Source organism: Paraburkholderia sp. DD10 (genome assembly GCF_049177125.1).
Taxonomy (GTDB): domain Bacteria; phylum Pseudomonadota; class Gammaproteobacteria; order Burkholderiales; family Burkholderiaceae; genus Paraburkholderia; species Paraburkholderia terricola.
Genome location: NZ_CP185393.1, coordinates 2,361,275 through 2,385,128 on the forward strand (window position 1 = coordinate 2,361,275; position 23,854 = coordinate 2,385,128).

Annotated in this window: 23 protein-coding genes and 2 tRNA genes; 13 read left to right on the forward strand and 12 right to left on the reverse strand. The window is 65.6% G+C overall.

All coding sequences use genetic code 11. From position 1 onward, the window contains the following. Positions 1-22: 22 nt before the first annotated feature. The 5 genes from ACOCG7_RS25845 to pncB all read right to left on the reverse strand — a co-directional run bounded on the left by ACOCG7_RS25845 (position 23) and on the right by pncB (position 5,982). The gene (locus ACOCG7_RS25845; RefSeq protein ID WP_083086571.1) at positions 23-1,471 is read right to left on the reverse strand and encodes a DNA recombination protein RmuC; all 1,449 of its coding nucleotides are present in this window, start codon (positions 1,469-1,471) and stop codon (positions 23-25) included. Beyond that, positions 1,468-2,457 carry a 2-hydroxyacid dehydrogenase gene (locus tag ACOCG7_RS25850; protein ID WP_083086569.1) on the reverse strand — a complete coding sequence of 330 codons (990 nt, stop codon included), beginning with the start codon at positions 2,455-2,457 and terminating at the stop codon, positions 1,468-1,470. The genes ACOCG7_RS25845 and ACOCG7_RS25850 overlap by 4 nt, the downstream gene beginning before the upstream one ends. A 54-nt stretch (positions 2,458-2,511) precedes the next feature. Next, entirely contained in the window at positions 2,512-3,942 is a 1,431-nt protein-coding gene (locus ACOCG7_RS25855) for a sodium:proton antiporter (protein WP_083086652.1), read from the reverse strand. A 63-nt stretch (positions 3,943-4,005) separates the two neighbouring features. Further along, positions 4,006-4,668 (reverse strand): LutC/YkgG family protein, encoded by a 663-nt coding sequence (locus tag ACOCG7_RS25860; protein ID WP_083086567.1) that lies wholly within the window; start codon positions 4,666-4,668, stop codon positions 4,006-4,008. A 117-nt stretch (positions 4,669-4,785) separates the two neighbouring features. Continuing rightward, positions 4,786-5,982, reverse strand: coding sequence for a nicotinate phosphoribosyltransferase (gene pncB / locus ACOCG7_RS25865; protein WP_073431812.1), 1,197 nt, complete (start codon positions 5,980-5,982; stop codon positions 4,786-4,788). Positions 5,983-6,263: 281 nt separating this feature from the next. Between pncB and fdxA the strand changes: the two genes are divergently transcribed. The 8 genes from fdxA to ACOCG7_RS25905 all read left to right on the forward strand — a co-directional run bounded on the left by fdxA (position 6,264) and on the right by ACOCG7_RS25905 (position 11,232). Continuing rightward, the gene (fdxA, locus tag ACOCG7_RS25870) at positions 6,264-6,587 is read left to right on the forward strand and encodes a ferredoxin FdxA (protein ID WP_006052862.1); all 324 of its coding nucleotides are present in this window, start codon (positions 6,264-6,266) and stop codon (positions 6,585-6,587) included. 82 nt (positions 6,588-6,669) lie between these two features. Next, a tRNA-Asn gene (locus ACOCG7_RS25875) sits at positions 6,670-6,745 on the forward strand. Between the two features lie 62 nt (positions 6,746-6,807). Beyond that, positions 6,808-6,883, forward strand: a tRNA-Asn gene (locus tag ACOCG7_RS25880). 184 nt (positions 6,884-7,067) lie between these two features. Then, the gene (locus ACOCG7_RS25885; RefSeq protein ID WP_083086566.1) at positions 7,068-7,547 is read left to right on the forward strand and encodes a CreA family protein; all 480 of its coding nucleotides are present in this window, start codon (positions 7,068-7,070) and stop codon (positions 7,545-7,547) included. Between the two features lie 100 nt (positions 7,548-7,647). After that, positions 7,648-8,478: a helix-turn-helix transcriptional regulator gene (locus ACOCG7_RS25890; protein WP_083086564.1), complete on the forward strand. Its 831-nt coding sequence runs from the start codon at positions 7,648-7,650 to the stop codon at positions 8,476-8,478. A 546-nt stretch (positions 8,479-9,024) separates the two neighbouring features. Next, a complete protein-coding gene (locus ACOCG7_RS25895; protein WP_143326727.1) occupies positions 9,025-9,849 on the forward strand; it encodes an AzlC family ABC transporter permease in 825 nt (274 codons plus the stop codon). Beyond that, entirely contained in the window at positions 9,846-10,169 is a 324-nt protein-coding gene (locus ACOCG7_RS25900; protein ID WP_083086560.1) for an AzlD domain-containing protein, read from the forward strand. Before ACOCG7_RS25895 ends, ACOCG7_RS25900 begins: the two co-directional genes overlap by 4 nt. Positions 10,170-10,470: 301 nt before the next feature. After that, complete coding sequence (locus ACOCG7_RS25905; RefSeq protein ID WP_073427218.1) at positions 10,471-11,232, forward strand: DUF4088 family protein; 762 nt, start codon at positions 10,471-10,473, stop codon at positions 11,230-11,232. 22 nt (positions 11,233-11,254) lie between these two features. Here ACOCG7_RS25905 and ACOCG7_RS25910 read toward each other — a convergent pair whose 3' ends face one another. The 3 genes from ACOCG7_RS25910 to ACOCG7_RS25920 all read right to left on the reverse strand — a co-directional run bounded on the left by ACOCG7_RS25910 (position 11,255) and on the right by ACOCG7_RS25920 (position 14,586). Next, entirely contained in the window at positions 11,255-13,501 is a 2,247-nt protein-coding gene (locus ACOCG7_RS25910) for an ATP-dependent helicase (RefSeq protein WP_083086558.1), read from the reverse strand. 201 nt (positions 13,502-13,702) lie between these two features. Beyond that, the gene (locus ACOCG7_RS25915; RefSeq protein ID WP_083086556.1) at positions 13,703-13,966 is read right to left on the reverse strand and encodes a hypothetical protein; all 264 of its coding nucleotides are present in this window, start codon (positions 13,964-13,966) and stop codon (positions 13,703-13,705) included. 164 nt (positions 13,967-14,130) lie between these two features. After that, on the reverse strand, positions 14,131-14,586 hold the full coding sequence (locus ACOCG7_RS25920; protein ID WP_073427216.1) for a hypothetical protein: 456 nt from the start codon (positions 14,584-14,586) through the stop codon (positions 14,131-14,133). A 307-nt stretch (positions 14,587-14,893) separates the two neighbouring features. Between ACOCG7_RS25920 and ACOCG7_RS25925 the strand changes: the two genes are divergently transcribed. From ACOCG7_RS25925 to fumC, 4 genes are all read left to right on the forward strand, one after another. Then, positions 14,894-15,112 carry an RNA-binding S4 domain-containing protein gene (locus tag ACOCG7_RS25925; protein WP_083086555.1) on the forward strand — a complete coding sequence of 73 codons (219 nt, stop codon included), beginning with the start codon at positions 14,894-14,896 and terminating at the stop codon, positions 15,110-15,112. Positions 15,113-15,425: 313 nt separating this feature from the next. Continuing rightward, the gene (locus tag ACOCG7_RS25930) at positions 15,426-16,853 is read left to right on the forward strand and encodes an MATE family efflux transporter (RefSeq protein ID WP_083086553.1); all 1,428 of its coding nucleotides are present in this window, start codon (positions 15,426-15,428) and stop codon (positions 16,851-16,853) included. A gap of 303 nt (positions 16,854-17,156) precedes the next feature. After that, the gene (locus tag ACOCG7_RS25935; protein WP_083086551.1) at positions 17,157-18,821 is read left to right on the forward strand and encodes a phospholipase D family protein; all 1,665 of its coding nucleotides are present in this window, start codon (positions 17,157-17,159) and stop codon (positions 18,819-18,821) included. Positions 18,822-18,837: 16 nt separating this feature from the next. Further along, positions 18,838-20,238, forward strand: a complete 1,401-nt coding sequence (fumC, locus tag ACOCG7_RS25940) for a class II fumarate hydratase (RefSeq protein ID WP_083086549.1) — start codon at positions 18,838-18,840, stop codon at positions 20,236-20,238. 126 nt (positions 20,239-20,364) lie between these two features. Here the strand turns inward: fumC and ACOCG7_RS25945 are convergent, their stop codons facing one another. The 3 genes from ACOCG7_RS25945 to ACOCG7_RS25955 all read right to left on the reverse strand — a co-directional run bounded on the left by ACOCG7_RS25945 (position 20,365) and on the right by ACOCG7_RS25955 (position 23,283). Next, positions 20,365-20,871, reverse strand: a complete 507-nt coding sequence (locus ACOCG7_RS25945) for an acyl-CoA thioesterase (RefSeq protein WP_073427211.1) — start codon at positions 20,869-20,871, stop codon at positions 20,365-20,367. Between the two features lie 169 nt (positions 20,872-21,040). Next, positions 21,041-22,111 carry a GlxA family transcriptional regulator gene (locus ACOCG7_RS25950; protein WP_083086547.1) on the reverse strand — a complete coding sequence of 357 codons (1,071 nt, stop codon included), beginning with the start codon at positions 22,109-22,111 and terminating at the stop codon, positions 21,041-21,043. Continuing rightward, positions 22,111-23,283 (reverse strand): MFS transporter, encoded by a 1,173-nt coding sequence (locus ACOCG7_RS25955; protein ID WP_244744792.1) that lies wholly within the window; start codon positions 23,281-23,283, stop codon positions 22,111-22,113. Before ACOCG7_RS25955 ends, ACOCG7_RS25950 begins: the two co-directional genes overlap by 1 nt. 82 nt (positions 23,284-23,365) lie before the next feature. Between ACOCG7_RS25955 and ACOCG7_RS25960 the strand changes: the two genes are divergently transcribed. Continuing rightward, positions 23,366-23,587, forward strand: coding sequence for a hypothetical protein (locus tag ACOCG7_RS25960; RefSeq protein WP_143326726.1), 222 nt, complete (start codon positions 23,366-23,368; stop codon positions 23,585-23,587). Here the strand turns inward: ACOCG7_RS25960 and ACOCG7_RS25965 are convergent. Continuing rightward, positions 23,571-23,714, reverse strand: a complete 144-nt coding sequence (locus tag ACOCG7_RS25965) for a hypothetical protein (protein WP_193615300.1) — start codon at positions 23,712-23,714, stop codon at positions 23,571-23,573. The genes ACOCG7_RS25960 and ACOCG7_RS25965 overlap by 17 nt on opposite strands. Between the last annotated feature and the right edge of the window lie 140 nt (positions 23,715-23,854).

Sequence of the window (23,854 nt, forward strand, 5' to 3'; positions counted from 1 at the left end):
CCGAAGGAGCACCCCAACCACCTCAGTGCTCCTCGGACTCCACGCCCGATAACGCATCACCGAGCAAACCGCTCGCCTCTTCGCCCGGCAGCGCCTCGACATCGCGCAGCTTGCGGGTCATGACGCGAGTGCGCGTTTCCGCGGCTTCGATCGAACGCGTGACGGTTTCCAACTGCGCCTTGGTCCTCGCCAGCACGTCGCCGAATTTGCCGAACTCCGTTTTTACCGCGCCGAGCACCTGCCACACCTCGCTCGAACGCCGCTCGATTGCGAGCGTGCGAAAACCCATCTGCAAACTATTGAGCAATGCGGTGAGCGTAGTCGGACCGGCGATCGTCACGCGATAGTCGCGTTGCAGCAGATCGGTGAGACCCGGCCGACGCAACACCTCCGCGTACAGGCCTTCGGTCGGCAGGAACAGCAGCGCGAAATCGGTGGTGTACGGCGGCGACACGTATTTCTCCGCGATGCTGCGCGCCTCGGCGCGAATGCGCGCTTCGAGCGCGCGCGACGCCTCTTCCACCGCGATCGGATCGGCACGCTCCTGCGCTTCGATCAGGCGCTCGTAGTCTTCGCGCGGAAACTTGGCGTCGACCGGCAACCAGACCGGCGTGGCCGCGTCCCCCTGCTCGGCCCGCCCCGGCAGCTTGATCGCAAATTCGACGCGCTCGGCGCTCTTCGGCACGGTCGCGACATTTTTCGCGTACTGGTCCGCGGTGAGCATCTGTTCGAGCAGGGCCTCGAGCTGCACCTCGCCCCATGTGCCGCGCGTCTTGACGTTGGTGAGCACCTTCTTCAGATCGCCGACGCCGGCAGCCAGCGTCTGCATTTCACCCAGCCCGCGATGCACCTGTTCGAGCCGGTCGGACACCAGCTTGAACGATTCCCCGAGGCGCTGTTCCAGCGTGGCGTGCAATTTTTCGTCGACGGTGCGGCGCATTTCCTCGAGCTTGGTCGAGTTGTTCGCTTCGATATCCTTCAGCCGCTGTTCGATGGTCGCGCGCACCTCGGCGAAGCGGCGATCGTTCGCCTCGGTGAGCTGCCCGAGTTGCAAGCTCAGCGTCTCGCCGAACTGCTTGAGCGTTCGCGCCTGTTCGTCGCGCGCCTGTTGCGCCTGCTGCTGCAGGCTGTGACGCACCGCGTCGAGTTGCTGCGCGAAACCGTCGATCTTGCCGCCCTGCACCGTCGTCATACTGCTGAACTGCGAGGCCAGCGTTTGTTGAAAGTGCGCGAAGCCGCCGCTCTGCTCGGCACGCGACACGCGCGCCGTCTCGGTGATGTCGTTGCGCAGTTGCCGTTCGAGCCGCTCGTAAGCGTGCGCCTGCGCATCGGCGGCGGCGTCGATACGTTCGCCAAGCAACTCGAACTGCTCGCGCTCGTCGACGCGGTCTTGCCCGCGCATCAACAACGCCAATGCGATCACCAAGGCGATCGCCAGCACCGCGACGGCCGCCACCAGAAGCATTGTCATGAGCGCGCCCGGCCGATGACCTCGGGATTGATCGGGTTCGGCGGCCGGCCGGCGCGCGGGCCTTCGTCCAGCGCCGCGATCAAGTTGTCCGCGGCGAGATTCGCCATCGCGCGGCGCGTGGCTTCGGTCGCGCTGGCGATGTGCGGGGTCAGCACGACATTCGGCACCGTCAGCAGGTCGGGATTCAGCTTCGGCTCGCCTTCGAATACATCGAGACCGGCCGCCGCGATCTGTTTCGAGCGCAGCGCCTCGACCAGCGCCGCGTCGTCGACGATCCCGCCGCGCGCGATGTTGGTGAGCGTCGCGCTCGGCTTCATGAGCGCGAGTTCGGCCGCGCCGATCGTGTGATGATTTTCCTGCGTGTACGGCAACACGAGCACGACGTGATCGGCACGCCGCAGCAAGTCCTGCTTCGACACGTATTCGGCATTCAACTCGGCTTCGATCTCCGGCGCGACGCGCGAACGGTTGTGATAGATCACCTGCATGTTGAAGCCTTTCGCGCGCCGCGCCAGCGCCTGGCCGATCCGGCCCATGCCGATCACGCCGAGCGTGGAACCGTGCAGATCGCCGCCGAGAAACGCGTCGTACGCCCACTTCTCCCATTTGCCCGCGCGCAGCCAATGCTCCGATTCGGCGATGCGGCGTGCCGCCGCCATCATCAGCGCCCAGCCGAAATCGGCGGTGGATTCGTTCAGCACGTCCGGCGTATTGGTGCCGAGCACGTTCGCCGCGTTGAACGCCGCCATGTCGAAGTTGTTGTAGCCCACCGCCATGTTCGACACCACGCGCAAACGCGGCGCCGCCGCGAGCACGGCCGCGCCGACCGGATCGCCCGCGGTCAGCGCGCCGTCCTTATCCGCGAGACGGCGCGTGAATTCATCGGCGGGCAATACGTCGCCCTGATTCCAGTCGACGTCGAAATACTGCTTGAGCCGTTCGATCACATCGGGAAAGATCGGACGGGCGACGAGGATCTTCTGCATTGCAATTCTCCGAATAGCGCGTCGAGTTCGACTGTCTCGGCGTCAAAGCCTGCGTCAAAAAAAGAGCCATCCGGTCACGACGAAGAGCGGCAACAACACCGCGCCGGACCAGCCCAGATACGCGAAGAAACCCGGCATGCGAACGCCGCGCGACTCCGCGATCGCTTTCACCATGAAGTTCGGCGCATTGCCGATATACGTGTTCGCACCCATGAACACCGCGCCGGCCGAAATCGCGGCGAGCGTGGTGGCGCCGGTGGTCATGAGCGTTTGCGCATCGCCGCCGGCCAGGTTGAAGAACACCAGGTAGGTCGGCGCATTGTCGAGAAACGAAGACAACAGACCCGTCGCCCAGAAATACATCGCGTCGTGCGGCTGACCGGTCGAGTCGTTGACCAGATGGACGATGCCCGCGAAGGCGCCCGCCTCGCCCGCGCGCAGGATCGTGATGACCGGCGCGATGGTCAGGAAGATACCGGCGAACAGCTTGGCGACCTCTTCGATCGGCGCCCAGTTGAAATCGTTGCCCGCGCGAGCCGCACGCGGCGTGAATGCCAGCGAGAGCAGCGTGACGCCGATTAGCGCGATGTCGCGCACCGCATTTTGCAAGGCGACGTGCGTGCCGAACACGTCGAACGTCACGCCCGGTTTCCACAGCCCGCTCATCAGCACCAGCGCGACCACCGCGGCCAGAAACAGAAAGTTGATCTTGCCGTCCATGCCGAGCGACGGCGAGTCCGGTGTGGGATCGAGAAAGCGCGAGCGCTCTTCCTCGCGCCGATGAAAATAGTACGAGTCCAGTGCATAAAATCCGGCGAGCAACACGCTGCAAACGAACAGCATGGGCAGCGCGAGATGCGTGGTGGTCCAGAAGAAACTCACGCCTTGCAGGAAACCGAGAAAGAGCGGCGGGTCGCCCAACGGCGAGAGCGAACCGCCCGCGTTCGCCACCAGGAAGATGAAGAACACCACCACGTGAACGACGTGCTTGCGGTTGTCGTTGGCGCGCAGCAATGGACGGATCAGCAGCATCGCGGCGCCGGTGGTGCCCATGATGCTGGCGAGGACGGTGCCGAGCGCAAGAATCGCCGTGTTCAGGCGCGGCGTGCCATGCAGATTGCCGCGCACGCAGATGCCGCCCGCCACCGTGTAGAGCGCGCTCAGCAACACGATGAACGGAATGTATTCCTCGAGCAACTGATGCACCAGCGTGCCGAGCGCGACGCCCGCGCCGAACGTGAGCGCGAACGGCACGAGAAACACAAGCGCCCACGCTGCCGTGATCTTGCCGAAATGGTGATGCCAGAACCTTGGGGCGAACAGTGGAAACGCCGCGATCGACAGCAACACGCCGGCGAACGGCAGACCCCATAGCGCCGACAAGGTCGCGCCCTCGAGCGTCGCGGCGCTGGCGAGTTGAGGCCAACCCGCGAGCGTCAGTACGGCGGCGAACATCATGCTCGCCGACACGGCATGCCGTTTCATATTCTTGAAGTCCTTGTCATGACGGACGGCGACTGGTGCCGTGAAAGCCAGCCGCTCGCCCACTCAGGCGCCCTGCACGACGATCACATGGACCCGGTAAGGCCCATGCGCGCCCAGCACGATGGTCTGTTCGATATCGCCGGTGCGCGAAGGCCCGGAGATGAAATTGACGGCGCGCGGAAGTTCGCCGCGCTCGCTGCGGATCAAGGCGAATGCCTCTTCGTGTCCCGCGACGATGCGCGAAGCCGGCACGATGGCAATGTGCGTTTCCGGCAGCAGGCCCGCCGATGCATAGGTCTGCGGCCCGGACAGCAAGACGAGCGTGCCGGTCTCGGCGGTCGCGCAGAAGCAGCCGGTGAGACCGACCACGTCGCCGTCTCGCGGCTTGCGGAACTCGACGGCAAGACCGGCTTCGTCCCACGGTAGATCCTGCAGCGTTTGCCATGCGATCGCCTGCAGCGGCAACGCATGTTGCGCAAGGTAGCGATGCGCCGCGGCCGGCGCTTCGCTCAATGCCTGAACCGTGTCGACCGTGGTCGCCATTTTCTGCGCTTCCTCGATGAAGCGCGCGCTCAGATCGGCCGGCATCTCCGGGCGCGGGCCTGACGGATGACGCGCGAGATAGTCCGCCGCTGCCTCGCGCTCGGAAGCGGACGGCTCGGGCTCGCGCCCTTGCGCCGCGCGGATGCGCGCCAGGATGTTGCGGCGGGCAATCGATGTGTCCATATGCGAGATCCTCGTGTCGACAGCCGTGCGATGTGACGAGAATTATACCGGCCACCCCGCGCGCGAACACCTTGGCCGAACGGCCAGGCTGCGCGTCGGAGCCGCGTATGAACCGCGTTAATTCACGTCTTCTTCCACCGGCTGCGCGATGCCGAACACCTGCCGCAGATAGGCGAGATAGGCTTTGTCGTCGCACATGTTCTTGCCCGGCGAATCGGACAGCTTCGCCACCGGCTGACCGTTGCAGCGAACCATCTTGATGACGATCTGCAGCGGGTTATAACCCAGGTCGTTGGTCAGATTGGTGCCTACACCGAATGCCAGCTTGCAGCGCCCGCGGAATCGCTCGTACAGTTGCAGCACCTTCGGAATGTCGAGCGCGTCGGAGAACACGAGGATCTTGGTGCGCGGGTCGCAGCGGTTTGCCTCGTAGTGCTTGAGCAGACGCTCGCCCCAGTCGAACGGGTCGCCGGAATCATGACGCGCGCCGTCGAACAGCTTGCAGAAGTACATGTCGAAGTCGCGCAGAAACGCCTGCATGCCGTACACGTCGGACAGCGCGATACCCAGGTCGCCGCGATATTCCTTCGCCCACATTTCAAAGCCGAAGGTTTGCGAGTCGCGCAGCCGCGGCCCGAGCGCCTGGCATGCCTGCAAATACTCATGCGCCATCGTGCCGAGCGGCGTGAGGCCGTGTTTCATTGCGTAGAAGACGTTGCTGGTGCCGGCGAACTGTTCGCCCAGACCGTCTTTCAGCGTGAGGATCACCTCTTCGTGCCACTGCTTCGAGAAACGGCGGCGGGTGCCGTAGTCGGCGATCTTGCAGTCGGCGAACTCCGGGCGCGCCCCTAGCAGTTTCATCTTGTCGACGAGGCGCCCACGCCCTTCGCCGTAAGCCGGCTCCTGCTGCGTATTGCGGAAGTACACCTCGTTGACGATCGCCAGCATCGGGATCTCGAACAGGATCGTGTGCAGCCACGGCCCCTTGATCTCGATGTCGATTTCGCCATTGCCCTTGGGCGACGGTTCAATCGATATGTATTTCTCGTTCAGATGGAACAGCGCGAGAAACTCGATGAAATCGCCCTTGATGAAGCGCATGCGCCGCAGGTAGTCGAGTTCGTCGTCGGTGAAACGCAGTTGGCACAGCTTGCGCATCTCGGCGTGAATCTCGCCGATGTACGGCACGAGATCGACATTCGGCGTACGGCAGCGGAAGCGATACTCCACATTCGCCGCGGGAAAGTGATGCAACACCACTTGCATCATCGTGAACTTGTACAGATCGGTGTCGAGCAGCGAAGTAATAATCATGATGGTGCGAACTGGACCGCGATAGAAACGGAAGGCCTGACATGGAAGGCCCGACTTGCCCATGCGCATGCGACGCGCCCCGAGCGCGCCGACTGATGCATGTTACCCGAATGCGCCCCCATTCAGCGCGCCGCCGGGCGGCTCTTGCCGGAGCCCATAAACTAATCACGAAAACGTATAAAAGGCGCTATCCGATGCTGCATGCGGCTCTTGACGTTACGTTACAATAACGCTTTTGGCGCTTGGCGCCGTTCTCTGATCCGCATGCAGGAGCTGCCTGAATGACTCACGTTGTGACCGAAAGCTGCATCAAGTGCCGCTATACCGACTGCGTCGATGTGTGCCCGGTGGACTGCTTTCGCGAAGGTCCCAACTTCCTCGCGATCGACCCCGACGAATGTATCGACTGCGCCGTGTGCGTGGCCGAATGCCCGGTGAACGCCATTTACGCCGAAGAAGACGTGCCGGGCGACCAGCAGAACTTCATCGAACTGAATGCCGATCTGGCGAAGAACTGGCCGAGCATCACCAAGACAAAAGCGCCGCTGCCGGAAGCCGACGAGTTCAAGGACGTGAAGGAAAAGCTCGCGCTGCTCGTCCGCTGAGCGTTGCGGCGCGTAAGCACAAGGTATTGACAGGCGCGTAAGCTGCTCCTACAATTTCGTTTCTCTGCTGTTGTTGTTCTGTTCCTCGATAGCTCAGTCGGTAGAGCGCCGGACTGTTAATCCGTAGGTCCCTGGTTCGAGCCCAGGTCGAGGAGCCAAGAATTGCAAAGGCCCGTTAACCAAGACGGGCTTTTTTATGTAGATCAGGTTGTACTGCTGTTCCTCGATAGCTCAGTCGGTAGAGCGCCGGACTGTTAATCCGTAGGTCCCTGGTTCGAGCCCAGGTCGAGGAGCCAAAATTCTGGAAGGCCCGCATCCGTGCGGGCCTTTTTGTTTTGGCGTGGCGCTCGCCTGCGTCGATCGCACTCGCCCCCGTGACGGCACGCCGTTATACGATGGCGGTTTCCCGGCGCGCATGTCACGCCCGGTCCCGGCATCCCGTCCATGCGTCCAATCCCGACGCTCATTCACGACCCTCTTATGAAACCGATCTCGTCGCGCCTCGCGCTCGCAGTTGCCGCCGCACTAGTCCTCATACCGACGGCACACAGCGAGGAAGTCGCCAGCGTCAATACCAACTTCCGCATCACCGGTTCGGACCGCGTGGTCGTCGAGGCTTACGACGATCCCGCGGTTCAAGGCGTGACCTGCTATGTGTCGCGAGCGCGCACCGGCGGCGTCAAAGGCACGCTCGGCATCGCGGAAGATCCGACGGAGGCGTCCATCGCCTGCCGGCAAGTCGGCGCCATCCATTTCACCGGCCCGCTCAAGCAGCAAGCCGACGTGTTCTCCGTGAGCATGTCGCTAGTCTTCAAGTCGCTGCACGTGGTGCGGGTGGTCGACGCGAAGCGCAACGCGCTGGTGTATCTGACCTACAGCGACCGGGTCGTCAGCGGCAGCGCGAAGAACAGCGTGAGCGCGGTGCCGATGCCGGCCGGCACGACGATCCCGGTCAGGTAAGCGCCGCATCCACGGCAAACCGCACGCAAGATACGCGCATCGGCCCACGCGCCGGCAGGTCACGGCGCGCTACACTGGGCAGTCTCGCCGGACCTTCACCATGACCGCCGCCCATCGCTTTCAGGACTCCGCCCGTTACTGGCGCACGCCGCTTCTGCCCGGCACGGACCTGCTCACGGCCGAATACCACGACCACGAGTTCACGCCGCATTGGCACGACGCATACACGATTCCCGTGATCGTGGCGGGCGCCGAGGGCTATCGCTATCGCGGAACGGATTATGTTGCCGAGGCCGGCAGCGTCCCGATCATCAATCCGGGCGAATTGCACACGGGCTCGAGAGCCGTCGAGGCCGGCTGGCGCTACCGGGTGATGTATGCGCCGGTGCATTTCATTCACGCGCTCGCCGATGAAGTCGCCGGCAAGCGAAAGGCGCTGCCGTGGTTCGCACCCGGCGTGATCCGCGACGCCGATCTCGCACGACGGTTGGCGCGAGCGCATCGTCTGCTGGAGGCGGGCGACGACGCGCTCGCCGCCGAGGCCGCCATGTTCGACGCGTTGTCCACGCTATTGGTCCGCTACGCGCAAACGCAGCCGGAGCCTGCGCGGCTCGCTACCGACGACGCCCGCGTGGCGATCATGAAAGAGCGTCTCGCGGGCGACCTCGTCACCCCCGTCACGCTGACCGATGTCGCGCGTGCGGCGGGCCTCTCGCCGTTTCACGCGGCGCGCCTTTTCACGCGGGCCACCGGCCTGCCGCCCCACGCGTGGCGCAATCAGGTGCGTCTGCAACGCGCGCTTGCGCCGCTGCGCGCCGGCGTTTCGGTGACGGAGGTCGCCGCCGCCAGCGGCTTCACCGATCAAAGCCATTTCACGCGGCATTTCCGGCGCATGTTCGGGGTGCCGCCTGGGCGCTGGCAAGGGCGCTGAAGCGGCGCGGGCGAGCGGCGTGGGCGTTGGCCCCCTTTGGGGCAACAACGCAGCCGCTCTTCGCCCGCTGCTTGCTGCCCCCGCCTTCTGCCCGTTGCCCGTTGCGCTCTGCCGTCCTCTTCGCCCTCCGCCCTCCGCCCTCCGCCCTCCGCCCTCCGCTCTTCGCTCTTCGCTCTTCGCTCTTCGCTCTTCGCTCTTCGCTCTTCGCTCTTTGCTCTCCGCTCTCTGCTCTCCGCTCTCTGCTCTCTGCTCTCTGCTCTCTGCTCTCTGCTCTCTGCTCTCTGCTCTCTGCTCTCCGCCCTTCGCCCTCCGCCCTCCGCCCTCCGCCCTTCGCCCTCCGGCCTTCGCTCTCCGCCCTCCGCCCTCCGCCCTTCGCCCTTCGCCCTTCGCTCTACGGCCTTCGCTCTACGGCCTTCGCTCTACGGCCTTCGCTCTCCGCCCCTCGCCCTCGCCCTCGCCCCAGTCCCCGCCCCCGCCCCCGCCGCCCCCGCCCCCGCCCCCGCCCCCGCCGCAAGAACGTACAAGCCTCGTCCACCACCGCCCGCTATGCTTCCCGAACCAAGGAGGCAACGATTGACCCATCCCACCCCAAGCCGGCCCACCCACCCAGGCCATCGAAAAGAATTCATCGCCGGCGCACGCGACATCATCCCGATGATGGTCGGCGCGGCGCCCTTCGGCGTCATCTTCGGCACGCTCGTCGCATCGGGGCCGCTGCATCCCTGGCACGGTCAGTTGATGTCGCTCGCCGTGTTCGCCGGCTCCGCGCAGTTCATCGCGCTCGGCCTGATCGCCGGCCACGCGAGCTTCGCGGTGATCTGGGCGACGACGCTCGTCGTCAATCTGCGTCACGTGCTGTACAGCGCGACGCTCGCGCCGCACGTCGCGCATCTGCCGGCTCGCTGGCGCTGGGTGCTCGGCGCGCTGCTCACCGACGAAGTCTTCGCCGTCGCGTGGGAGCATTACCGGCACAGGGCGCCCGGCACGGTCGGCCCGCACTATTTCTTCGGCGCGGGCCTCGCGATGTACCTGAACTGGCAGCTCTGGACCGTCGCGGGCCTGTTGTTCGGCGCGGCGTTCCCCGGTTTGCAGTCGCTCGGGCTCGATTTCGCGATGGTCGCCACCTTCATCGCGATCGTCGTGCCGCAACTCGTCGCGCTGCGCTACATCGCGGCGGCCATCACCGCGGGCATGCTGGCGTTTTTCTGGCAGGCGTGGCCGTACAAGCTCGGCCTGCTCGCCGCCGTGTTCGCGGGCGTCGCGGTCGGCGTGCTGCTGTCGCTCTCGCGGCCGAACTCGCGACGTAGCCGGAAAACGGCCCAGGAACACGCGCGAAGCAATGCCCGGAAAACGGCGGGAGCGTCGCAATGAGCTATGTCGTCCTGATTCTCGGCATGGCGGTCATCACGTGGGTGATTCGCGCCGCCGTCTTCGTTCTCGGCGACCGGCTGGTGTTCCCGCCGCTCGTGCGCACTGCGCTCGGCTTCGTGCCGGTGACCGTGCTGACCGCGATCATCGTGCCGATGGCGGTTTCGCCGCACGGCGCGAGCGCCGAACTGACGTGGCGCAATCCACAACTGGTCGGCGCGCTGGCCGCCGTCGCCGTCAGCGCGCTGACGCGCCGTCCGCTGCTGACCATCGCGGCCGGCCTGACGGTCTTTTTTATCTGGCAATGTGTCGTGCTCAAATAACGCGCGAACCGTGAGCCGCATACGCCGACCGCGCGCCGTACCGGCGCTGCCGGCCGTGCGGCACCCGCGCATGCCGGGCGACGCATCGCTTCAAAGCCGGCGCCATCGCAGGCGCGCCCTCAAGTTTCCGTCGAATCCGCCGATATGCAGTCGAGGTCCGCTCGTCGGGATACAGGTCCCGCTGGTTACGCGGCAACAGGCAGGAATCAACCGCGCCGGCATCCGGCGTCGCGTCTCACCGGGTCCGCACGCGGCCGAACGACACGACGAGGCCGCGCGGCAGGACCAAACGGGATATCACATGGGTCAAATCACCCTCACGCTCAAGGACGAGACCATTGCGACGCTGCGCAAGGATTTCGACGCTTTTCTGCGCGTCTCGCTAAAGCTCGATCCGCAGTTCGCAACGCCGTCGTTCGAAGATTTTTTGCGCGCCAAGCTGCTCGACAACATGGTGCCGTTGACCGAACACGCGGTTCAACGGATGTTGCAAGGCGGTCAATACGCGTGGGCGAAGCGCACGCTCGACAAGGAATTCCCCGACGTGGTCGCGATTCTGATGCGGCAGGCGGGCGAATTCGGTTTCGGCTTCGCGGCGCGCTCGGAATGGACGCCGGAAGAGCTCGCCAAGCAATGTCGCGACTGGGCGGCGGCGATCGTCAAGGAAGCGGAAGGCGACGCGGTGCTGGTCGATCCGCTCGCGGCGCAGATCAAGAGCGCGGTGCAGGACATTCAGGCGCTCGAGGAAATCATGCAGACGCCGGCCTGGCGGCTGGCGGAGTCGCTGCGCCAGCGCGTCTACGAAGCCAAGGTGGCGTGCGAAACCGGCGTGGGCAGCACCGCGCGCGAGAAGCTCGGCGAGTTGCGCGGGCTGCTGCGCCTGGGCATTTCGCACGGCTCGTTCCAGAAGCAGGAAGCGCAGCAGATCATGGAGTACCTGCGCCTGCTGAAGCCGGAGATTTTCGTCGAAGAGCCGTACGATGTGTTCTCGCGCATGGCCGCATGGCTGCGCAATTTCTTCGTGCCGCCGCGTCCGCAACAGCAGCAGCGGCAGTCGCGGTAACCCTGAGACCGTCGCTTGGGGCTCAATCCCACATCTTCCTGAGCTTCGCCCCGATCTCGATCTTCGCCTGCGCCGCGGCGGCCAGCCCCGCCGCCGTGGGCGCGGCCGGCACCGGCACGCGCGGCCACGCATACGCGTCGAACAACGGCAGCAGATGCGCGGGGATGAAGCGCGTGCGCGACGCCCACACGTGACGGTCGCCCAGATGCGTCTGGTTGTGCACGTAAAAGCGCTGCGGCACGACGATGTGCAGGTCTTCCTTCGCACGCGTCATCGCTACGTATAACAGACGCCGCTCCTCGTCGATGTCCTCTTCGCTGCCGGTGGCGAGATCGGACGGCATGCAGCCATCGACGCCGTTCAGCACGAACACGTTGCGCCACTCCTGGCCCTTCGCCGAATGGATCGTGGAGAGGATCAGGTAGTCCTCGTCGATCAGCGGCACGCCGGATTCGTCGCTCGTGGCGTCGGGCGGATCGAGCGTCAGTTCGGTCAGAAAGCGTTCGCGCGACGGGTAGGTGCCCGCGATGCTTTCCATCTGCAACAGGTCGGCGTGGCGGATCGCCGCGTCTTCATGATTGCGCTCCAGATGAGGCTCGTACCAGCGCCGCACCATTTCGAACTCGGCGGGCCACGGCGTTTGCCGCCCATACACGCTCGACATGAGCTTGACGAACGGATGCCAGTCTTCCTGCGCGCGAGCGGGCGGCGCGAACGCGGCCAACGCGCCGGCCGCGCTGTTGGTCGCGCGGTCGGACGCATTGCCGGACGCATTGCCGGACGCACCGCCGGCCGGCTCACCGTTGCCGGCGCGCGCGGCGACTTCGTCGAGCACCCTCGCCGCGGTGGCCGGCCCCACGCCCGGCAGCAACTGCACGACGCGAAACCCGGCGACGCGGTCGCGCGGATTTTCCGCCCAGCGCAGCACGGCGAGCACGTCCTTCACGTGTACGGAATCGAGAAACTTCAGCCCGCCGAATTTCACGAACGGAATGTTGCGGCGGGTCAGTTCGATCTCCAGCGCGGCACTGTGATGCGCGGCGCGAAACAGCACCGCCTGCGACTTGAGTTTCATGCCCTGCTCACGCGCTTCGAGCACCTGCTCGACGACATAGCGGGCCTGATCGGCTTCGTCGGCCACCGTGACGAGACGCGGGCGCTGCGCCGACGCCTTGTCGGTCCACAGATTCTTCGTGTAGCGCTCGCTGGCGAGTTCGATCACCGCATTCGACGCCGCCAGGATCGGCCCGGTCGAACGGTAGTTGCGCTCCAGCGTGACCTGCCTCGCGGGCGGATCGAAATGCGCCGGAAAGTCGAGAATATTGCGCACGGTCGCGCCGCGAAACGAATAGATGGACTGCGCGTCGTCGCCGACCACGGTCAGGCCGCGGCCGTCCGGTTTCAACGCGAGCAGAATCGACGCCTGCAGGCGGTTGGTGTCCTGGTACTCGTCGACCAGCACGTGATCGAAGCGCGCCGACAGATCGGCGGCGATCGCCGGCTCCGCGGCCATGTGCGACCAGTAAAGCAGCAGGTCGTCGTAATCGAGCACGCTCTGCTTCTGCTTCGCTTCGACGTAAGCCGCGAACAGCATGCGCAGATCGGCTTCCCATTCGCGGCACCAGGGAAACGCCTTGTCGAGCACCTGACCAAGCGACGCGCCGGTGTTCACGACGCGCGAGTAAATGGCGAAACAGGTGCTCTTGGCCGGAAAGCGCCGCTCTTTCGCCGACAAACCGAGTTCATGGCGCATGAGGTTCATCAGGTCGGCGGAATCCTCGCGGTCGTTGATCGTGAAGGCGGGCGCAAGGCCGATCAGATCCGCGTATTCGCGCAAGAGACGCGCGCCGACGCTATGGAACGTACCCGACCATGTGAGCCCTTGCGCCAATGCGGCCCGCGTGCCCAGCGCCGCGCCCGCGATGCGCGTGACGCGGCGGGTCATTTCGAGTGCGGCGCGGCGCGAAAACGTCAGCAGAAGGATGCGGCGCGGATCGGCGCCCTTCACCACCAGATTGGCGACGCGGTGCGCCAGCGTATTGGTCTTGCCGGAGCCGGCGCCCGCGATCACCAGCAGCGCGCCCGGCGGCGCGGTGGGTGTGTCGGCGCCGTATTCGACGGCTTCGCGTTGCGCGTCGTTGAGCGTGGCCAGCCAGGCGGCGGTATCGAACGGCGGCGGAGATTCGGCGACGGAGGGCAAAATGGCGTTTGGCGTTTGGCGTTTGGCGTTGGATTGGATTTGGTACGGCGACGCACACTGTATATCCATACAACCACTGCCGACAAGCGACCCTTTTTTGCGGCACGTGCCTTGCGCCGTTCAACGCTGCGCCGCTCGCTCGAATACGCCGTTCACGACCAGCGAGCATGAAGCGACCGCCCGAAAAAATGGCCCGAAGCGCATCCGCGCATCAGGCCACTTTTTTCGTGCACGGCAGAACGTGTGTTGACGCCCGCGCGCAGCCGAACCCTACTGCTTCTTCGCATCCTTCAGCTTGGCCTCGGCGTTTTCCTCATCCGCGTCGGCCTGAGCCTCGGTCTTCTTCTTGTCCGCCTTGGCTTGCGCAACCGACGACTTCTTGTCGGCCTTCGCCTGTTCCTTGGCCGCCTTCTTGTCGGCGTGGGTCACGGGCGCGGCGGCGGGATCGCTCGCCTGCGCGAACGCCACCGACGACAGGCAAGCCGCGATCAGGGCGGCACAAAGCTGGTTCCTGGTGGACTGATTGATGCTCATGCGATACCTCCGTTTAATGCGATGCGGGACGAGCCAGCGCGCTTCGAATCGGACAGATCGTCACGCGGCAAGCTGGGCGAAGCATCCGGTCCGCATCCTTTCAAGCGCGCCCGGTTGCGGCCAGCGTGCCGGCCCAATCAGCCGGCACGCCTGCCGCCTCCGGCTTAGTGCTTCACGTCGGCCCCATCGGTCTGCTCGACCGACTGGCCCTGCATGTTCATCTTCATCTCGTTGCTGGCGGCCTGCTTGTCCGCCTTCTGGTTGATCTTGGCGTCGCGCACGTGTTCCTTGTATTGCGACTTGGCGGCCTTCTGCTCTTCCTTCAACTCCGCCTTGGACGCCTTCTTCGACGCCCGGTATTCGGCATTGGCCTTGGCGTTGGCGTCGCGCTTCTGGACCAGCGGATCGGTTGAACCCGGCGCGGTCAGCACCGTCGGCGCGGGTGTTACCGGTTGCACGCCTTGCGCGGCCGGCGCCGCGGGCGCGAGATCGGCCCCTTGGGTCTGAACCTGTGCCTGGCCGCTCACACCGGCGGACGGTTGCGCGGTCTGCGCGACAGCGGCAGTGGCGGCAAAAGCCGTGAGGGCGGTACCGATCAGGAGGGTGCGAATCTTGGTCATGGCTAATCCTCTCTAAGATTGTTGTGACGCGGGCGTCGTATCGAGCGCGGCGGCCGCAAGGCTGGAGCCGCTGCCGGTTCTCGCCCGGTCTACTGCTGCCGGAAAATCCAGCAGGCTTTGCTACTGGATCCAACTTTACGAGTGAAGTCCGCGATACACGACCGGTGTTACGCAAGGTTTCACTTTCCGACAGAAACCTAACAACTGCTTGCATTTGCTTGAGCGAGGTCTTCGCTACACGCTGTGTTTCATCCAGGGCAAGCTTGTGGCTTATGATGCGAACCCTTTGTCTGAAGGCGCAAACGCCATGCCCAATCTCGATTTCACGCTGACCGGCGACTATGTCGAACTGCACAATCTGCTGAAGATAACGGGCCTCGCGGACAGCGGCGGCTCCGCGAAAATGATGGTGGCGGAGGGCGCGGTCACCGTCGACGGCCGCGTCGAAACGCGCAAGACCTGCAAAATTCGCGCAGGCCAGGTAGTGCTGCTCGGCGATACGCGAATCGCGGTCCACGAGGCGTGACAAGCGGTCGGACGTGCATTCCGGGAACTCGGAGGAAGGCGCGCACCAAAATCGTGCCTTATCCATCGACATCGTGACGGCATCGCAATAAGCTGTCGGTTTCCACAGACAAACCATTGGGCTGACAGCCGCCCTACGCGCTCGCCGAAGGACCGCAAGGCACGGCAAGCCTCGCCGGAATCAGGCCGGGCCGCCGCCGCATCTCGCCGCATCTCGCCCGTCAGCGCCGCCGCGCTCGTGCGACTTGCGTCCGCGGCCGCGCTGCCGCCCGCTGCCAACCGCTGCTGTCACCATTTCCGCCGCCAGGCGCTCCATGACTGAATCCAGCTTTACGAGGGTGGCCGCCCGGCCCCCGACCTTGACCCGCCACGCCGCCGACACCGCCCGGCTTGCCGCGCCGCTTGCCATCGCGCAGCTTTCGCAAATGGCGATGGCCGTGACCGACACGATCCTGCTCGGCTCGCTCGGCCCCGATGCGCTCGCCGCCGGCGGCCTCGGCGCCAACCTGTTCTTCGTCGTGGTGACGCTGTTGCAGGGCGTGCTGACCTCGGTCAGCGTGAGCGTGTCGCACGCGCGCGGCGCGCAGGACGAAGGCCGCGTTCCGCATATCTACTGGACCGGCTTCGTGCTGTCCGTGCTGCTCTCGGTGCCGGCCTTCTTCCTGCTGTCGTTCGCCACGCCGATCCTGCTGGCCTTCGGCGAGCCGCCGCTGCTCGCGCGCAACGTCGGCGAATACGCGGCGGTGCTGCGCTGGGGCGCGCTCGGCAGTCTGATCGGCGTCGGCTTGATGCGCTCGTTCCTGCCGGCGATCGGCGCGGCGAAGCGGCTTCTGTGGGTGTCGATCGTGAGCGTGGGGGTGAACGGCTTTCTGAATTACGGCCTGATCCACGGCGCGTATGGTCTGCCGCGCCTCGGTTTTCTCGGCTCGGCGGCCGCCACCTCGATCACCGTCTGGCTGAGCGCACTGGTGTTGATGGCGCTGCTGCATTTGCGGCCGCGCTACCGGCATTTCGTGGTGGCGACGCGGCCCAACGTGCCGTTGATGGGCGAACTGTTCGGCATCGGCTGGCCGGTCGCGATCACCTACGGTGTCGAGTCGACGCTGTTTCTCGCCACCGGTCTGATGGTCGGGCTGCTCGGCGAATCGCAACTGGCCGCGCATCAGATCGCGCTGAACGTGGCCTCGGTGGCCTTCATGGTGCCGCTCGCGATCGGCCAGGCGGCCAACGTGCGGGTCGGCTTCTGGTCGGGCGCCGGGCAGCCGCTCGCCGCGCGGCATGCGGGCTTCGTCGCGCTGGCGCTGGGCGTCGGCTTCATGACGCTGTCGGGCATCGTGCTGATCGCCGCGCCGCACTGGATCGTCGGCCTGTATCTGCATCTCGACGACCCGGGCAACGCGGCCACCGTTGCGCTGGCGAGTTCGCTGCTCGGGGTGGCCGCGATTTTCCAGATCGTCGACGGCATGCAGACGGTCGGCTCGGGTTGCCTGCGCGGCTTGAAGGACACCCGCGTGCCGATGATCGCCGCGGCGTTCGGCTACTGGGTGATCGGCTTTCCGACCGGCTACACGCTGGCGTTTCACTTCGGCCTCGGCGCGCGCGGCTTGTGGTGGGGGCTCGCGGCGGGCCTCGCGAGCGTCGCGCTACTGATGACCCTGCGTTTTCATAAGCTGAGCTTGCGGCGCGTGCCGGCGGCGCCCGACGTGCCGGCTGGCGGGTCGGCGCGAGCGCCGGATCGCTAAACGTAGCCGTGGGTTCGCCGGCGTCTTGGCAGCACCGCTAATCGCGCGTCTTTATGTGACGGCAACGACCGCCGTCGGCATCATGTCAGGCCAATGAGCACCTGCGAATCGTCGTGGGTCTCGTTGGCCGTTGCCTGTTCAGCAAGACCCTTCCATCCGCGGTCCAGGGCCATTGGGCGCACCCCGCAGCCATATGGAAGGACAAAAACCCGTCAGCCTGATTCCCCTTAGAATGGATTTCTCGACAGCGTGAGCTGACCGCCCGCGCTGCCGATTAGAACCAGAAAACAAGGGAGATAAAGCGTGCCGCGGCATCAAGATCAACAAGAGGTTACACAGCGGGCTACCCAGCGAGACAAGCGCGCGTTCAGCACCGTCAGACATCTCTTCCTGCTGGCCTGCGCGACCGCCTTGCTGAGCGCCTGCGCCGACAAACCGCCCGCCACCGCGTTCGACCGTCCGGTCACGCACGCGCTGCCCGCCAGCGACGCCACCCCGCTTCGCACCGCCCTCGCGCCGCTCGAAGCCGCGCACCGGGATCAGTCCGGTTTTCGGGTGTTGTCGAGCGGCACCGACGCGTTGCAGATGCGCATCGCGCTCGCCCGCGCCGCGACCAAAACCCTCGACATGCAGTACTACATCGCCAACGAGGACACCACCGGCAAGCTGTTGCTCGGCGCCGCGCTTTACGCGGCCGATCACGGCGTGCGCGTGCGCATGCTGGTCGACGATCTGAACTTCAAGGACATCGACCGTTTGATGGCCGGCTTGAATTCGCACGACAAGATCGAGATCCGCGTATTCAATCCGTTCGGCAGCGCGCGGGAAAATCTGGTCCAGCGCACGACGAACGTGTTCACGCAGATCGGTCATTTCACGCGGCGCATGCACAACAAGGCGATGATCGCGGACAACCAGTTGGCGATCGTCGGCGGCCGCAATCTCGGCGACGAATACTTCAGCGCCAGCGATACGCTGCAGTTTCGCGATCTCGACGTGCTGGCCGCCGGCCCGATCACCGCCGACATCTCCGCCAGTTTCGACGACTACTGGAACAGCAGCATGGCGTATCCATTGCGCGTGCTGAACAAGCAGAAGTTCGAGGCGAAGAAACTGGACGAGACGCGCGACGAGTTGCGCCAACACTGGCGCACCAACGCCGACCCGTATAACGCGAAGCCGCTGAACGCCACGCCGCTCGCTTCGCAGATCGCCACGCAGCAACTCGGTTTGACCTGGGCGCGCGCCGAATTCAAGGTGGACGTGCCCGAGAAAATCGAACATCCGTCGCCGGACTACGTCAGTCCGCCGTTCAAGCGGCTGGGCGAATTGATGCGCGACGCGCGGAAGGATCTTCTCGTCGTGTCGCCCTACTTCGTGCCGCACGAGGCGGGCGTCAAGGCGGTCGGCCAGTTGACGCGGCGCGGCGTGCGCGTGGCGATCCTGACCAATTCGCTCGCCGCGACCGACGCCGTCGCCGTGCAGGCGGGCTACAGTCCGTTTCGCGTGCCGCTGCTGAAACAGGGCGCCGAGTTGTACGAGTTCAAGCCGCAGCAGCAGGACGGGCCGCCGGCAGGCTTCGCCGGCTCGCAATCGCGCGCGAGCCTGCACGCGAAAGCCTATGTGATCGACCGCCAGATTCTGGTGATCGGCTCGATGAATCTCGATCCGCGCTCGGCCAACCTGAACACCGAGCTGGCGCTGGTGATCCATAGCCCGCCGCTCGCCGCACAGGTCGCGCATATCTTCGATCTCACCACGAAGCCCGAAGTGAGCTATCGCGTGACGCTCGCGGACGACGCGCAAGTCGCCCATCTGCGCTCGATCGGCGCGCCGTCCTCGCCGCTCGTGTGGACCGACATCGAAAAAGGCGCGCGCCGCACCTACATTTTCGACCCCGAGGCCGGGTTATACCGGAATGCGCTAACCGGGCTATTCTCCCTATTGCCCGTCAACGCAGAACTTTGAAAAGCGGAGTTGAACCATGAGTGAAGATGTTCGAATGGAGCGCGACACGTTCGGTGAGATCGGCGTGCCGAACGCTCGTCTATGGGGTGCGCAGACCCAGCGCTCGCTGCAGAATTTCCGCATTTCCACCGAGAAGCAGTCGCCCGAACTGATCACCGCGCTGGCCGTGATCAAGCGCGCCGCCGCCGAGGTCAACCTGGGCCTCGGCGTGCTCGACGAAAGCAAGGCGAAGGCGATCATGCAGGCGGCCGACGAGATCATCGACGGCAAGCATCCCGACGAATTTCCGCTCGCGGTGTGGCAAACCGGCTCCGGCACGCAGACCAACATGAACCTCAACGAAGTGATCGCGAACCGCGCGAGCGAACTGCTCGGCGGCGAGCGCGGCGAAGCGCGCAAGGTGCATCCGAACGACGACGTGAATCGCGGCCAGTCGTCGAACGACGTGTTTCCGACGGCGATGCACGTGGCCGCCGCGTATGGGATCGTCAAGCATCTGCTGCCCGCGCTGAAGACGCTGCGCGATACGCTCGACGGCAAGGCGAAAGCCTTCGCCGACATCGTCAAGATCGGCCGCACGCACTTGCAGGACGCCACGCCGCTCACGCTCGGCCAGGAGTTTTCGGGTTACGTCGCGCAACTGGACCAAGGCATCCGTCATGTGGAAGCGGCGCTGCCGCATCTGTATGAACTCGCCCAGGGCGGCACGGCGGTCGGCACCGGTTTGAACGCGCATCCGCAATTCGCCACCCAGGTCGCCGCCGCGATCGCCAGGCTGACTGGCGTGCCCTTCATTTCGGCCGCGAACAAATTCGAAGTGATGGCCGCGGCCGACGCGCTGGTGTTCGCGCACGGCGCGTTGAAAACCGTGGCGGCAAGCCTGAACAAGATCGCCAACGACGTTCGCTGGCTCGCGAGCGGCCCGCGCTGCGGCCTCGGCGAACTGTCAATTCCGGAGAACGAGCCGGGTAGCTCGATCATGCCGGGCAAGGTCAATCCCACTCAGTCGGAAGCGTTGACGATGCTCTGCGCGCAGGTATTCGGCAACGACGTCGCGGTGAATATCGGCGGCGCGAGCGGCAACTTCGAGTTGAACGTGTTTCGGCCGATGATCGCGCACAACGTGCTGCAATCGATCCGCCTGCTCGCCGACGGCGCGCTCAGTTTCAACGACAACTGCGCGGTGGGTATCGAGCCGAACCGCGAGCGTATCGACACGTTGCTCAACGAATCGCTGATGCTGGTGACGGCGCTCAATCCGCACATCGGCTACGACAAGGCCGCGCAGATCGCGAAAAAGGCGCACAAGGAAGGCGCCACGCTGAAGGCGTCGGCACTGGCGCTCGGCTACGTCACCGAGCAGCAGTTCGACGAATGGGTGCGGCCGCACGACATGGTGGGGCATTCGGCGAGTTGAGGATGCTGGGGGGCGGCGGTTGCGGTTGGTCTCAGCGGTCCGCCCCAACGGCCGGCGCTTGCACTTGGCCTCAGCGCTTGGCCCCGCCGCCAGCGCCCCGTGCGCCACGCCAAAAGCGAGCGCCGCTTAAACCTTGCCCTGCGCCACTTCTTCGGGCTTCAGCTCGACGATCGCATCGAGCGCTTCCTTCACGTCCATCGCGTATTTGGCGAGGCGCTTCTGTTCATCCGTCTCCGGCACGAACGCCGGCACCGGCACCGGGTGGCCGTTTTCGTTGACGGCCACCATCACGACCAGACAATCCGTGGTTTGCAGCAGCTCACCGCCCTTCGGGTCGCCCGCCTGCACCGACACGTGAATATGCATGCTGGTGCGGCCCGTCGCCACGACCCGCGCGCGCAGTTCGACCAGGTTGCCGACCAGGATCGGCCGGCGAAAGCGGATATTGCCCACGCTGACCGTCACGCAATAGCGCCCCGACCAGACCGCCGAGCACGCGTAGGCGGTCTCGTCGATCCACTTCATCAACGCGCCGCCGTGCACCTTGCCGCCGAAGTTGACCGAGCTCGGCTCGGCGAGAAAGCGGAAAGTGGTTTCGGAACGGTCCAGCGGCGCTACGAGATGGCTGCTCATCTTGACTCCGGTCAATCGGATGCATTGAAAGGAGGCGATTATACGAGCGCAATATTGACAGCGTCGCGGGTTGGCTGGGTCGGATACGCGGAATTTTTGCCGGGGCGAGGACGCGCTCGCGCATGGGGCTTCGGGTAATGACTCGGTTGCGTCGCGCCCGAATCGCGGCTCAGCCCGCCCTCGCTTCCTCGGACGCCGCCGCGCGCTGCGGCGCGACCGCCGACATGAAGCGCTGCCGATAATCGAGCGGCAGCACGCCGAAGCGCCGCACGAACGCGCGCCGCAAGTTCTGTTCGCTGCCGAAGCCGCAATCCAGCGCGATCCGCTTGAGCGGCCGGCGCGATTCCGCCAACGCCCGCGCGGCCGCTTCGAGCCGCAGCGCAGAGACGGTTTTGGCCGGCGTGCGGCCGACCTCGTCGACGTAGCGTCGCGCGAAGGTCCGCGGGGTCATCCGGGCGCGCTCGGCGAGCCGTTCGACCGACAGGTCGTCGCGTAAATGCGCCGCCATCCAGCCGTGCAACGCCTCGAACGGTCCATGCGCCGAGGCCTGCGCCGTCAGCGCCGCGCTGAACTGCGACTGTCCGCCGGGCCGCTTCATGAAGACGACCAGGCGGCGCGCGGCCTGCATCGCCACCGCGTGGCCGAGGTCTTCGTCGATCAGCGCGAGCGCCAGGTCGATGCCCGCCGTCACGCCCGCCGACGTCCATACGACGCCCTCGCCTTCACGATGCCCCGCATCGCGGATGAAGATCGGATCGGCATCCACCTGCACGTTGGGAAAGCTGCGTGCGAGTTGCGCCGCGCTGCGCCAGTGCGTGGTCGCGCGGCGGCCGTCGAGCAGGCCCGCCGCCGCCAGATAGAACGCGCCGGTGCACACCGAGCACACGCGCCGCGCCCGCGGCGCGTGGCGCCTGATCCACGCGACGAGTTCGGGTTGCAGCGTGCCCTGTTCATCGATCGGCACGCCGGGGACGATGAGCGTGTCGATCGGTTGGTCGTCGAGCGAGTCGAGCCGTTCGGTGACGACCGGCAAGCCGGGAAAGGTTTGCAGCACGCCGCCTTCGATCGACGCGACCGTCGTGCGGTAGGCCACCGGGTGGGCCGGTTTGACGCCGGAGTCCGCAGCCGCCGCGGTAGCCGCCGCAGCCAGCTCCGCGCGCCAGAACGCCTCGAGCGGCCCGCACGCGTCGAGCAGCACGAGCTCCGGAGCGACCGCGAAAACGATATGACGGACAGCCATCACGACACCACCTCCGCCGCTGCCTGCTTTCTCGACCACGCGTAGGCAAGCGTGGCCAGCGCCGCGATCCCGAGCAGCGGAAAGATCGCGGCATTGATCGTCGCCCAGCCGAAGCGCGTCAGCAATTGGCCGGCGAACAGGGAACCGAGCGCGGAAAACGCGAAGGTCGTGAATTCGCTGGTGGCCTGCGTCTTGGCCCGTTCCGACGGCCGGTACGATTGCGCGAGCAACGTCGAGCCGCCGACGAACATGAAGTTCCAGCCCACCCCAAGGCACGCGAGCGCCGCGTAGAAATGCGGCAGATCGGTCGACCGCAACGCGAACACGCCGCATAACGCGGACAGGCCGATGCCGGCGCCGATCACCGGCAGCACGCCGAAGCGCCCGATCAGGCGGGCGGAAAAGAGCGACGGCGCGTACATGCCGACCAAGTGCCATTGGATGATCGCCGCGCCGTCGCCGATCGTATGGCCGCACGCGACCGCGGCGATCGGCGTCGCGGTCATCACGAACATCATCACGGCGTAGCCGAGCGCATTGTTGGCGAGCGCCGCGGCAAAGATCGGCTGCCGCACGATGTCGCCGAGCGGCCGCGCCGCTTCGTGGGTGGCGGTGACGCGCGCGAACGGCGCGGCGTCGCGATAGAGCAGCGCCAGCAACGCAATCGACACGAGGCCGAAGCCCGTCACCAGCACGTAGGAACCGGCGAACGCGACCGGCGTGAGCCAGTCCTTGCTCCACGCGGCGAGCAGCGGCCCGCACACGGCCGCCACCACGCCGCCCGTGAGCACCGTCGAAATCGCACGGCTTTTGCCGTCCATGCCCACGGCGTCCGCCGCCGCGAGCCGGTAGTACTGCGCGAACGCCTGGAACACGCCGACCGTCGCCGTTCCGGCGCAAAAGGCCCAAAAACTGTGGTGAAAGATCGCCCACACGGAGACCGCGCCGCCCAGCGCACCGACGCCCGCGCCGAGCATGAAGCCCGCGCGCCGGCCCACGCGCGCCATCAGGAACGACGCGAAGATCGTCGTGAGCGCGGCGGCGACCGTGATCAGCGAGAACGGCAGCGTGGCGAGCGCCTTGTCGTCGGCGAGCGTGTAGCCCACCAGACCGGTCAAGGTCAGATCGATCGATACCGACGACGTGTAAAGCGCCTGGCAGACGGCCAGCACGCGGGCAGCGCGCCGGCCGTGCGGGTCGGGGCGGTGAACGTCGGTTTCGGCGGTGGCGGCGGCGGCCGAGGCCGCCGGAGGAGTGGCCGTCGGCGAGACGGCGAAAGTGGCTGAAGCGGCTGAAGTGGAGAAAGCTGACGAAGTGGCGGACGGCGGCATCGGCGAGACCTCTGGCGGCGAAAATGGCGATGCCCTGATCGTCACACGAGCGGTGGTGGCAGAAATGACAATGATGCATCATTCTCTGCCAGCCGGTTCGGTTCGTCCGCCTGGAAAAGCGCCGGTCTTTATTTGCGGAAGGTGATTCCTTCGTCGATCGTGCCGTACATCGTGATGCTGCCGGTGCCCGCACCCGGGCCCGAATCGGCGCCGCCATGCGCGCAAGCACTCAACAGCATGACCGCGGCGGCAACGGCGAAAAGAGTTTTCATGACAGCGTGTTCCTGCAAGGACCGGGTTTCGATTCTAGCCTGGCGATTTCGCGTGACGCCGAAGCCGCGCGTTCGAAACGCGTTTGCGTAGCTGCCGCACTCCATCGTTCACGCTAAGCTGAAACATCGAATGCCGCGGC